Raw genomic sequence first — 12,383 nt, 5'->3', positions numbered from 1 at the left:
GAAGGACATAAGATAAATGTATAAATATAAATTTACTATTTTTACACCAACTTATAATAGAGGGTATATATTAGCTAACCTTTATGAAGACTTAAAAAAGCAAACATATAAAGACTTCGAATGGCTAATAGTAGATGATGGTAGTACAGACAACACTAAAGAATTAGTTGAAGAATTTAAAAATGAAGGAATATTAAATATAAGATATATAAAGAAAGAAAACGGTGGAAAGCATACAGCTATAAATACAGGGGTAAGAGAAGCTAACGGAGAGTTTTTCTTTATAGTAGATAGTGATGATGGATTAATGCCTGATTCTATGGAATTAGTAGAAAAAGAATGGGAAAAGTTAGATAACAAGGAAGAGTTTTGTGGTGTAGTAGGTCTTTGCGCTAGAAAAGAAGACGGACAAACTCTAGGTACTGAGATTCCAAAAGAGCATAAAATAAGTCATTTTGCTCAGTTATATTATAAATTTGGAGTAAAGGGAGATAAAACTATAGTATTTGTAACTGATATATTAAAGAAGTATCCATTTCCTGAAAGAGAAGGAATAAAATTCCTGCCAGAAAGTGTTGTATGGTATGAAATTTCTAAATATTATAAGGTAACATGTATAAACAAACACATGATAATAAGAGAATATTTAGAAGATGGATTAACTAAAAATATCCTTAAAAAAAGCGCCTTAAAAGGAAGAGCTTTAGAGTATTTATATTTAACAAATCAAAATACTTATCCAATAAAAGATTTTCCATACATGTGGATTAAGAATTATATAAACTTAGCTAGATATTCATTATTATCAGATAGCAAGTATTTTAAAGAAATAAATAAAATAGGGGATAAAATAATGTATATACTATGCTTCCCTTTAGGTTATTACAAATATTTAAAGCAAAGAAAATTTGTAAAGGAGTAACTTATTAATAGCAAATAAGATTGCTACTAGATAAGGAGAGTATAAAATATGAACGAACCATTAGTATCGATAATAACTCCTGTATATAATGCAGAAAGATTTCTAGGTGATACAATAAAATCGATACAAAACCAAACATATAAGAATTGGGAACTTGTATTAGTTGATGATTGTTCAAAAGATAAATCTTCTGATATGATAAAAGAATTTCAAGCTAATGATGACAGAATAAGATATATAAAGCTTGAGAAAAACTCAGGAGCATCTGTATCGAGAAATACAGGAATAAAAAATGCAAAAGGAAGATTTATTGCATTTGTAGATAGTGATGATATATGGCAACCAGAAAAGTTAAAAATACAAATAGAATATATGCTAGAAAATAAATTAGGGTTTACATTTACATCATATAGATATATGAAAGAAGACGGGAGATTAACAAAGAAGGTTGCAAAGGCACCTAAAAAAATAAACTACAAAGGACTATTAAAAAATACAATAATAGGATGTTCAACTGTAGTTATAGATAAAGAAATAGTTGGTGAGTTTAGTATGCCATTAGTAAGAAGAGGTCAAGATACGGCAACTTGGTTACAAATACTTAAAACACAAGATTATGCTTATGGTATAGAAAAAGATTTAGTAAACTATAGGCTAGTGGGAGATTCTTTATCAAGTAATAAAATAAAAGCACTTAAAAGAACATGGAATACTTATAGAAACGTAGAAAAATTAAGTGTACTTAAAAGTTCTTATGTATTTTGTTTTTATGTAATTAATGCAATTAGGAAAAGATTATAAAATATACACAAATTATATTTATAAAGAAATTTGAAATTTTCCTCCCTTAAACAAACTTAAGTGAAGGAAATTTTATATACATTTTGGAGGAGAAAGTCATGAAAATTGCAATAGCTGGAACAGGATATGTTGGTTTAGTGACAGGAGTATGTCTAGCTGAAGTAGGACATGAAAATGTAGTATGTGTTGATGTTGATGAAAAAAAGGTAAATCTTATGAAGTCAGGTATAGCACCAATATATGAAAAAGACTTAGAAGGTTTAATGAAGAAAAATTATAAAGAAGGAAAAATAGATTATACTACTAACTACAAAGAAGCATATAAAGATGCCGATGTAATAATGATAGCAGTTGGAACTCCAGAAAGAAGAGATGGCTCTGCAAACTTAGACTATATAAAGAAGGTATCTAAACAAATTGCAAACTCAATAAAAAAAGACACTTTAGTAGTTATAAAATCTACAGTTCCCATAGGGACTAATGAAAAAATAGAAAAGTTTATAAAAAATAACTTAAAAAATAATGTAAAAGTAGAAGTAGCATCAAATCCTGAGTTTTTAGCACAAGGAACTGCTGTAAGAGATACTTTACATGCATCTAGAATAGTAATAGGTGTAGAAAGTGACTGGGCTAAAGACATATTAGAAAGTGTATATAGTCCATTTAATCAACCAATAGTAGTCACTAATAGAAATAGTGCAGAAATGATAAAATATGCATCTAATGACTTTCTAGCGCTTAAAATATCTTTTATGAATGATATAGCAAACCTTTGTGAAATAGTAGGAGCAAATATAGAAGATGTAGCTAAAGGAATGAGCCTAGATGAAAGAATAGGAGATAAATTCTTAAAAGCTGGTATAGGATATGGTGGTTCTTGTTTTCCAAAAGATACAAAAGCGCTTCACTGGCTGTCTACTCATAATGGATATGAGCTAAAAACTGTTAAAGCTGCAATAGAAGTAAATGAAGCTCAAAAACTTAGATTAGTAAAAAAATCAGCAGAGTTAATTGATAACTTTGAAAATCTAAAGGTAGCTGTATTAGGTCTTACATTTAAGCCAGGAACAGATGATTTAAGAGAAGCACCATCTATAGTAAATATTGAATATTTATTAGAAAGAGGTGCCAAGATAATAGCTTATGACCCTGTTGGTATAGAAAATGCTAAGAAGATATTTAAAGATAATATATCTTATTCTACAAGTATAGATGAAGCAATAGAAGAAGCAGATGTTTGTTTCATAATGACTGAATGGAAAGATATTCTAAATTATGATATATCTAAATACAAAGAAAAAATGAATAAACCTTTAATACTTGATGGAAGAAATTGCTACAAAATGGAAGATATGAAAAGCTTAGGTATAGAATACTACTCTATAGGTCGTTAAGTAGAGATATTTTAATATTAGTATAAATCAAGAAAGGTAAATAATATGAAAACTATATGTTACTTAGCAGATGGGTCAAATCCACACACTATTAAATGGTGTGATTACTTTAAAACAAGAGGATATAATATACATGTTATATCCTTAAATGGTGGAAAAATAGATGGGGTTAAGGTACATGACTTTAGCGCTAATGTAGAAGAATTAAGAAATGAAAGTATATTAAAAAAATCAAGCTATATAAAGTATATAGGTGAAATTAAAAAGCTTGTACATGAGATAAAGCCAGATATACTACATGCACAATATGCAAGTAGCTATGGATTTATAGGAAGTTTTTTAGGATATCATCCATACATAATATCTGTATGGGGAACAGATATATATGATTTCCCTAACAATGGAATAATACAAAAGCAAATTATAAAGCATAATTTTAGAAAATGTGATTATATATTTTCAAATAGTAGAGATATGGCAAAGGAAGCAAATAAATACACAAACAAACATGTAGATGTAACTTTCTTTGGTGTAGACATGGATAGATTTAAGCCTATAGATGTTAAAAAAGATGACACATTTACAATAGGAATAATAAAAAGCCTTGAGAAGAAGTATGGAATAGAATATCTTATAAAAGCATTTAAAGAATTAAAAGATGAATATCCAAATAAAAAACTAGCATTAAAAATAGGTGGCTCAGGAAAAAATGAAGAAAACCTAAGAAATTTAACTAAAGAATTAAAGTTAGAAGATAGTGTTGAATTTTTAGGGAGAATAGCACCTGATAATATTGCTAAGACTTTCTCATCTTTTGATGTTACAGTATTCCCATCATTAAGAGAAGGATTTGGAGTTGCAGCTATAGAATCTCAAGCTTGTGAAGTTCCTGTAATAGTTACTAATGTAGGGGGACACCCTGAATCATTAGACAACAATAAAACAGGATTTATAGTTGAGCCTAAAAACCCTACACAAATAAAGGAAGCTATAATAAAGTTTATGAATGATGAAGATTTAAGAATAAAAATGGGAAAAGAAGGCCGTGAGTTTGTAAAAAGCAATTACGAAATAAATCTAAACTTTGGAGATATAGCTAAGATATATGAGAATATATTAAATAAATCTAAATAAATTATACATTTTTTATTATTAATGATATAATAAGCATAGTTAGTGGCTTAGTCTTAAATAAACGCTGTTTATAGGGGGCTAAGCCTTATTTTGTAATTTCTTTGCAAAATTTGTAGTATGGAGGGGATTTATTTGAGCAGTATGAATTTATCAAAAGATAATATATCAAGAGTCTTAATTATTGGTGGAGGATGTGCTGGTGAGATGGTAATACATGAACTAGAAAGAAATCCACAATTAAACAAAAAGGCTATAGCAATAATAGATGATGATTTATCTAAAATAGGCAAAAAAATTAATAATATAGAAATAGTTGGAACAAGGGATGATATAGATAAGGTTATAGAAGAATACAATATAGATGAAATTATATTTTCAATAGCAAATATATCAAAAAAAGAGAAAAAAGAAATAATGAACATCTGTAAAAATACAGAATGTAAAATAAAAACAATACCGGGGATTTATGAAATAATAGATGGAAAAGTTGATATAAAACAAGTTAGAGATGTAGATATAACGGATTTACTGGGAAGAACACCTATAGAAGTAGATTTTAAGATAATGGGTCAATATATACAAGATAGTACTGTATTAGTTACAGGAGGGGGAGGTTCAATAGGTTCAGAGCTTTGTAGACAAATATCTCGTTTAAGACCTAAAGAACTTATAATAGTAGATATATACGAAAATAACCTATACAATATCCAACAAGAGCTATTAAGAGCTTATGGAGATACCTTAAAAGTAAAAGCAATAGTAGCATCTGTAAGAGAAGAAAAAAGAATGGAAAAAATATTTGAAAAGTACAGACCAAATGTAGTATTTCATGCAGCAGCACATAAGCATGTTCCTTTAATGGAATTTAGTAAAGGAGAAGCTATAAAAAATAATATATTTGGTACTTTGAATGTAGCTATGCTTGCTAGTAAATATAATGTTAAGAGATTTTTACTAATATCTACAGATAAAGCAGTAAACCCAACTAATATTATGGGTGCTACAAAAAGAGCTGCTGAGATGATAATACAAACTCTAGATGAAAAAAGTGATACAGAGTTTGTTGCAGTTAGATTTGGAAATGTGTTAGGAAGTAATGGAAGTGTTATACCATTATTCAAAAAACAAATAGAAGAAGGCGGACCAGTTACTGTAACTCATCCAGAAATAATAAGATACTTTATGACAATAGAAGAAGCAGTAGGTCTTGTTATACAAGCAGGTGGTATGGCAAAAGGAGGAGAAATATTTGTACTTGATATGGGAGAACAAGTAAAAATATTAGATCTTGCTAAAAACTTAATAAAGCTTAGCGGACTAGAACCAGATATAGATATTGAAATAAAGTTTACAGGATTAAGACCAGGTGAAAAGTTATATGAAGAACTTTTACTAGAAGAAGAAGGGTTAAGTGATACAAGACATAAAAAAATATTCATAGGAAGTAGAATAGAGTTTGATACAATGCAGCTATTTGAAGGATTGGACAAGCTTTATCATTTAGTTAAAGAAGAAGATGAAGATGGATTAGAAGAGGCTATGAAAGAGCTAGTATCAACATATAAAAATCCAGAAGAAGTAAATGTATTATAAAAAAGTAACAAAATTGTTACCGTTTATTTGAAAAAAATGTAAAATAGTGATACAATTAATTTATAAAAAATAATGAGGGGTGAATTATGGGGATAAGAAAAGAGAAGAGAAATTTAATAACAAAGGCTACAAGTATGATGATACTTTCAGGTAGCTTACTTATAACTGCTAATAATCAAGAAGCTTATGCTGATACAGCATCAAGCCAATCATATATAAAAAGTACTATACAAAAAGGAACAGTATACAACTGTGGTTCATTAAATGTAAGAAAAGGACCAGGAACATCAAATTCTATTATAACAAAGGTATACTCAGGAAACACTGTTGAGATACAAGAGAAAAATAGCAATGGATGGTATAAAATAAAGACTCCAAATGGTCAAATAGGTTGGGTTAGTGGTGCTTATATAAGATTAGCATCAAATAATAACCAAGGTAGTAGTGTAGCTAGCAGCCAACCTACTCAAGCTATAAATAAAAATGGAGTGGTATATAACTGTGGTTCATTAAATGTAAGAACAGGACCAGGAGCATCAAATTCGATTATAACAAAGGTATACTCAGGAAATAGTGTTTATATACAAGAAAAACACAGTAATGGTTGGTACAAAGTAAAAACTTCAAACGGCCAAGTAGGTTGGGTAAGTGGATCTTATGTAAAAATACAAGAATCAAATAATAACCAAAACAACAATCAAAATAATCAAGTAACAAATAATAATAAAGCTAAGAAAATAGTAGATTTAGCTCATAAGCAATTAGGAAAGCCATATGTATGGGGTGCAGAAGGCCCAAGTAGCTTTGATTGTTCAGGATTAACATCATATGTATACAAAAATGGTGCAGGTGTAAAATTACCTAGAACATCTAAATCTCAAGGTACTGTTGGAAGATATGTTAGCAAAGCTAACTTAAAGCCAGGTGATTTAGTATTCTTTGCATCAAATGGAAAGACTATAAATCATGTTGGTATATATATAGGAAATTCGAAAATGATACATTCTCCTAAGCCAGGTCAGAATGTTAGAATAGATAGTATAAGTTCTGGATATTATGCGAAAAACTACTTTACAGCAAGAGCTGTATTATAGAATATAATAAACTTATATTAACTAAAGATAATATCAAAAAAATATTAGGGTATTTTATTAGGGCTAAAGCTCTGATAGAATACTCTTTTTTAGTAAAAATAAGCTATAAAAATATTAATTAAAATAAATATAGTAAATAAATTTTAAAACAATAGAAATTTTTGTGACATAGTATATAAATTGACTGGATAAATGTGTTTCTATATACTATAAATTAAGTTTAAAATTTGGATTTTATATAATAGGGGGAAAAAATGAAAAAATTAAAAGCATTTATAGTATCTTTTTTAATGATACTATCAGCATCAACTGTCAATGTATCAGCAAGTGATAAAGAGATGAGAGCAGCTTGGATATCAACAGTTTACAACATGGATTGGCCTAGTAGTAAAAATAATGAAACTGCTCAAAAAAGAGAGTACATAGAATTATTAGATAAGCTAAAATCTGTGGGAATAAACACAGTAGTAGTTCAAGTTAGGCCAAAGGCAGATGCTATTTATAAATCAAATATAAATCCTTGGTCAGAATATTTAACAGGTACTCAAGGAAAAGACCCAGGTTATGACCCATTACCATTTTTAATAGATGAGGCACATAAAAGAGGTATGGAGTTTCAGGCATGGTTTAATCCATATAGGGTAACAACTAGCGGAACAGACTTAAGTAAACTAGCAAGTAACAATCCAGCTAGATTACACCCAGACTGGGTACTTAAGTGTAAAAATGGAAGAAATGAAGCGCTTATATACAATCCAGGGCTTCCTGAAGTTAGAAAGCATGTAGTGGATTCTGTTAATGAGGTTGTTAAAAATTACAATATAGATGGAGTTCACTTTGATGACTACTTCTATAGAAGTGGTATAGATGATAGTGACACTTATAATAAATATAAAAAGCCAGGACAAAGTATAGAGGACTGGAGAAGAGAAAATGTAAATACTTTATTAAAAGAAGTTAAAAATTCCATAAAAGAAATAAAGCCAAATGTAGAGTTTGGAGTAAGCCCAAAAGGTATATGGAGAAATAAAGATAGTGATCCAACAGGTTCAGATACAAGAGGAGCAGAGAGTTATTCAGAGGACTTTGCAGATACTAGAACTTGGATAAGACAAGGCCTAGTAGATTATGTAGTTCCTCAGCTTTATTGGCCAATAGGATACTCTGCAGCTGATTATTCAAAATTAGTTAGCTGGTGGGCAAATGAAGTAAGAGGATACGATGTAGATTTATATATAGGACAAGGTGTATACAAAAATGGGACAGGAGATTACCCAGGTCAAGATGTAGCAGGAGAAATTAAAGAACAAATAAACTTAAATAGACAATACAGTGATATAAAAGGAAGTATGTATTTCTCAGCACGTGATATAGTAAAAAATTCTAAACTTCAAAGTGACATGAAAGACCTTTATGTAAATAATATAAAAATAACAGAGCTTAAAGGAGAAGATAGATACGAAACAGCGTGTAAAATAAGCAAAGAAGGATGGAAAGAAGGAGCAAAAACTGTAATACTTACAAATGGTAATTCAGTAGTAGATGGAGTAACAGCTACACCACTTGCATCAGTAAATGATGCTCCAATATTACTAGTTCAAAAAGACGGTATACCAACTTCTACAAAAGATGAAATCAAAAGATTAAATCCAAGTAATATAATAGTTATAGGTGGAGAAGGTTCTGTAAATAATAAAGTAATGGATGAATTAAAATCTATATTACCAAGTGTGTCATTAACTAGAATAGGTGGCATAGATAGATATGAAACATCTCTTCAAATAGCTAAAAGAATATCAGAAAAAGTTGATATAAATAAGGTATATTTAGCAGGTGGATATGGTGAAGTAGATGCATTATCTATAGCATCACAAGCTGGTATAGATAAACAACCTATAATATTATCTGGAAAAGATAGTTTAAGCGAAAATGTATATAATTGGTTAAAATCACAAGGTATACAAGAGGCTTATTTTGTAGGTGGAAAAACTGTATTATCTGATGAAGTTATAAAACAAGTAAATAAAATAACTTTAAATAATGTATTAAATAATAGAATATCTGGTGATGATAGACAAGAAACTAATGCAAAGATAATAGGAAAGTTTTATCCTCAAAATAAATACAACACATTACTAGTAACAAAAAGTAACCCACTAGTAGATGCACTAACAGCAGGACCATTAGCTGCAAAACTTAATTCTCCTATTGTTATCTTAGGAGATACTATTAGTGAAACTCAAAAGACTGTATTAGGTGTAAAAAATACACAAAGCATACACAAAATAGGTGGGGGAATAAATGATACTGCCTTTAATAATGTAGTAAATTTAGTTAAATAATAGTAGATTGTTAATAAAAAAGAGTTATTCTATTTAACTAGAATAACTCTTTTATTTATATAATTATAATAAAAACACCCTATAAAAGTTTATAGGGTGTTTTTAATTAAAAATCTATTTCATATTAGGATTATCTTTAGGCATTATATCCTTGAAGATAAAGTCATGTAGTATATCTAAACTATCTGGAGTAAATTCAAGTACCCATCCAGTTTGATGACTTATAATATGACCTGTACTGTGAACACCATCATCTATAGGGAATTCCATTTGCTTTAACTCTAAATTACCCATACTTAAAACTTTAGTACCTAATCCTATTATTTCAGTAGGACTCATGTTAGTTCTAACATAAGGAAGTATAGTATTTAATAACTCAGGGTATTTAGTTACAGGTAAATTCTTAACTCCGTTTATTAGACCTTGTATAACATTTCTTTGTCTTCTATCTCTTTCAAAAGCAGAGTCATTCTTTCTTATACGAGAGTAAGAAAGTAATTGGTATCCATTAAGTTTTTGGTTACCAGCATGTTCTATATACTTAATTTCACCTTTATTAGGGTCATTATCCCACTTATAAGTTTCTGGTATAAACTTATTCATTTCTTTTATTTCATTTTCTTTAACATCTACTTCAACGCCACCTAATGCATCAACTATATCCATAAATGAATAGAAGTTAACAGTAGCATAGTCTTGAATATCAACTTCGAAGTTTTTCTCGATAGTTTCTATAAGTAAGCTTTCTTTTCCATATGCATAAGCATGTGTAAGTTTTTGTTTTCCATGTCCAGGAATATCAACATATGCGTCACGAGCTAGTGATGTAAGTTTTAAACTCTTATTCTTGTTATCAATAGTAAGTATCATCATCGTATCAGATCTTGATGTCTTTTCACCAGGTCTTTCATCAGTACCTATTAATAGTATATTAGTAATTCCTTTTTCATTTTTATATTGATTGTTGTTCAATATATCTGAGTTTACACTAGAATCATGAATACTATTTAGTTTAAAGTATAGATATCCAAAGGCTGCTAAAGGAAAAGCAACAACTAGTACAGCCAAGAATATAACGAACTTTGCCAAAGGTGAAAGCCTTTTTTTATTCTTCTTTCTCGACAAAATAATCCCTTCTTTCTTTATCATTTTCCAACAATATACTTATTATATTAAAGTATAGCAATATATTCAATAGTATATATGTAACAAAAAATATACAAATATAACTTTATATATAATATATATCAAAATAAAGAACCTATTCATATAAAGTAATAAAGGTAAAAATAAAGAGGTGGAAGTAAATGTTATATGTTGATAAAAACCAAATCAACGAAGTGCATAAAGGAATATCTTATAACTTGAACTATCCAATTATACAAACTGAAGGTATAAACCATAATAAAGTAAATAAACTTAACAAAGATATGTATGAAGATGTAGAAACATTTAAAGAAGTTATAGAATTACAAAATGAATTTGACTATATAAACATAAATAAAAACATAATGTCAGAGTATAGTGTACATTTAAATACTGAAGATATGATAAGTATAGTTATAGAGTTTTCTCAAATAGCTGGACTATATGGAATAAGTTATATAAATTCATATAACTATGATTTAAAAGAAGGTAAATATATAACATTAGATGATTTATTTAAAAAAGACAGCTACTATATAAAAAGGATAAATGAAAAGATAATAGATAATATAGACTCTATACTAGAGAGGTATTGTTATGATGAAGAAGATATTGAAGGTTTTTTAGGAATAACAAAAGACCAATCTTTTTATATAGAAGAAAATGCAGTGGTCATATGTTTTTCTAGTTATGAGTTTGATAAATTAATATCTACACCGATAGAATTTAAGATTAGTTTTTATGAATTTGAAGATTATTTAAGTGATTATGCAAAGAAAAAAATATGCAGAAAATAATTTTTAGGGGGATAATATGCTAAAAGAATATGATAGAGAAAAAGCAGTAGCTTATGCTAGAAAATGGGCACTAGATCATAATCCTGATTATGCAAACTATGAACTTTATGGAGGTGACTGCACAAATTATATATCGCAGTGCCTAAGGGCTGGGAATATTCCTTTTGATAATATTGGAGAACATGTACTTAAAAAATGGTATTGGTATAGTGAATATTCAAGAACTCCAACTTGGACAGCAGCAGAGCCTTTTTATAAATATGTAGTAGGTAATAATAGCATCTCAACTGAAAACTATGGAGTATATGCAAGAGATGCAGTATATAATGAATTAGAGCTAGGAGATATAGTGCAACTTGTATATGATAATGTAGCATATCATGCAATGATAGTTACAGACATAATATTAGAAGGTGAATATTTATTAGATTACCTTATATGTCAACATACTTATGATTTACTCGATTATCCCCTTAGTTTAAAAGAGGGAGAGAGAAGATATATAAAAATATTAGGATATTACCAATAATATGAAATATATTGTTGAAATAAAAGTGTTCTCTAGCTATAATATTACAGAGAACATTTTTATTTTAAAATATTAATTTATAAAAAAATTAAAATATATAAAAAGGGAATATAAATGATTAGAGAAAAAATAAGAAGTTTTACAGAAGATGTTTGTGATCATAATGGATACACAAACGAAGTAAAAGAGGAAATTGAGTATACATTAAGTATATTTTTATTTGAAATAACAAAAATATTTATTGTTATATTATTATTTTCTTTATTAGGTCTTTTTAAAGAGATATCTTTAGTAATGATTGTCATGGGACTTACAAAACCATTTACAGGTGGATATCATGAAAGTACACAAATTAAATGCCTAGTAGCAACAATTATTCTATCAGGGATTATTATTATTTTATCTATAAATAATAATTTAAATTTTATTAGTATTATACTATTAAATTTAATAAATATATTTAGTGTATATCATCAAGCACCAATAATTAATGAAGATATGCCACTTACTAGGGAAGATTTAATAAGAAAAAATAGAATTATTGCAACAATAAGTTGTACTATATTCTTTATAATAGCTTTAATATTAAGCTCAAAAGGAATTTATAGTAGTATTATAACATGGACATTAG

Annotated in this window: 11 protein-coding genes; 10 read left to right on the top strand and 1 reads right to left on the bottom strand. The window is 28.3% G+C overall.

The features are described from left to right. The first annotated feature begins 16 nt into the window (after positions 1 to 16). The 7 genes from ABCP60_RS06655 to ABCP60_RS06625 all read left to right on the top strand — a co-directional run bounded on the left by ABCP60_RS06655 (position 17) and on the right by ABCP60_RS06625 (position 9,280). Positions 17 to 922, top strand: a complete 906-nt coding sequence (locus ABCP60_RS06655; RefSeq protein ID WP_092923957.1) for a glycosyltransferase family 2 protein — start codon at positions 17 to 19, stop codon at positions 920 to 922. 48 nt (positions 923 to 970) lie between these two features. Then, the gene (locus tag ABCP60_RS06650) at positions 971 to 1,723 is read left to right on the top strand and encodes a glycosyltransferase family 2 protein (protein WP_092923960.1); all 753 of its coding nucleotides are present in this window, start codon (positions 971 to 973) and stop codon (positions 1,721 to 1,723) included. Between the two features lie 98 nt (positions 1,724 to 1,821). Beyond that, positions 1,822 to 3,117: a UDP-glucose/GDP-mannose dehydrogenase family protein gene (locus tag ABCP60_RS06645; protein WP_092923963.1), complete on the top strand. Its 1,296-nt coding sequence runs from the start codon at positions 1,822 to 1,824 to the stop codon at positions 3,115 to 3,117. Between the two features lie 45 nt (positions 3,118 to 3,162). Then, a complete protein-coding gene (locus tag ABCP60_RS06640) occupies positions 3,163 to 4,251 on the top strand; it encodes a glycosyltransferase family 4 protein (RefSeq protein ID WP_343101498.1) in 1,089 nt (362 codons plus the stop codon). A gap of 141 nt (positions 4,252 to 4,392) precedes the next feature. Beyond that, a complete protein-coding gene (locus ABCP60_RS06635) occupies positions 4,393 to 5,844 on the top strand; it encodes a nucleoside-diphosphate sugar epimerase/dehydratase (protein ID WP_330383784.1) in 1,452 nt (483 codons plus the stop codon). Positions 5,845 to 5,930: 86 nt separating this feature from the next. Next, on the top strand, positions 5,931 to 6,938 hold the full coding sequence (locus tag ABCP60_RS06630) for a C40 family peptidase (RefSeq protein WP_195581405.1): 1,008 nt from the start codon (positions 5,931 to 5,933) through the stop codon (positions 6,936 to 6,938). Positions 6,939 to 7,192: 254 nt separating this feature from the next. After that, positions 7,193 to 9,280: a family 10 glycosylhydrolase gene (locus ABCP60_RS06625; RefSeq protein WP_343101497.1), complete on the top strand. Its 2,088-nt coding sequence runs from the start codon at positions 7,193 to 7,195 to the stop codon at positions 9,278 to 9,280. Between the two features lie 114 nt (positions 9,281 to 9,394). On the opposite strand, the gene ABCP60_RS06620 is transcribed toward ABCP60_RS06625, so the two are convergent. Further along, positions 9,395 to 10,405 (bottom strand): LCP family protein, encoded by a 1,011-nt coding sequence (locus ABCP60_RS06620; RefSeq protein WP_240275591.1) that lies wholly within the window; start codon positions 10,403 to 10,405, stop codon positions 9,395 to 9,397. Between the two features lie 182 nt (positions 10,406 to 10,587). Here ABCP60_RS06620 and ABCP60_RS06615 point away from each other — a divergent pair, with 182 nt between their 5' ends. The 3 genes from ABCP60_RS06615 to ABCP60_RS06605 all read left to right on the top strand — a co-directional run. Beyond that, entirely contained in the window at positions 10,588 to 11,223 is a 636-nt protein-coding gene (locus ABCP60_RS06615) for an RsiV family protein (protein WP_092923981.1), read from the top strand. A 16-nt stretch (positions 11,224 to 11,239) separates the two neighbouring features. Next, positions 11,240 to 11,752, top strand: coding sequence for an amidase domain-containing protein (locus ABCP60_RS06610; protein WP_166505935.1), 513 nt, complete (start codon positions 11,240 to 11,242; stop codon positions 11,750 to 11,752). A gap of 114 nt (positions 11,753 to 11,866) precedes the next feature. Further along, a partial coding sequence (locus tag ABCP60_RS06605; protein WP_343101496.1) for an accessory gene regulator B family protein occupies positions 11,867 to 12,383 on the top strand: 517 nt, incomplete at its 3' end.

It is taken from the genome of Romboutsia sp. MSSM.1001216sp_RTP31141st1_G3_RTP31141_220114 (assembly GCF_039031195.1).
Classification (GTDB): Bacteria; Bacillota; Clostridia; order Peptostreptococcales; family Peptostreptococcaceae; genus Romboutsia_C; species Romboutsia_C hominis.
Note: the sequence above shows the minus strand (reverse complement) of the source record. Positions and strands in the feature narration are given on the sequence as shown.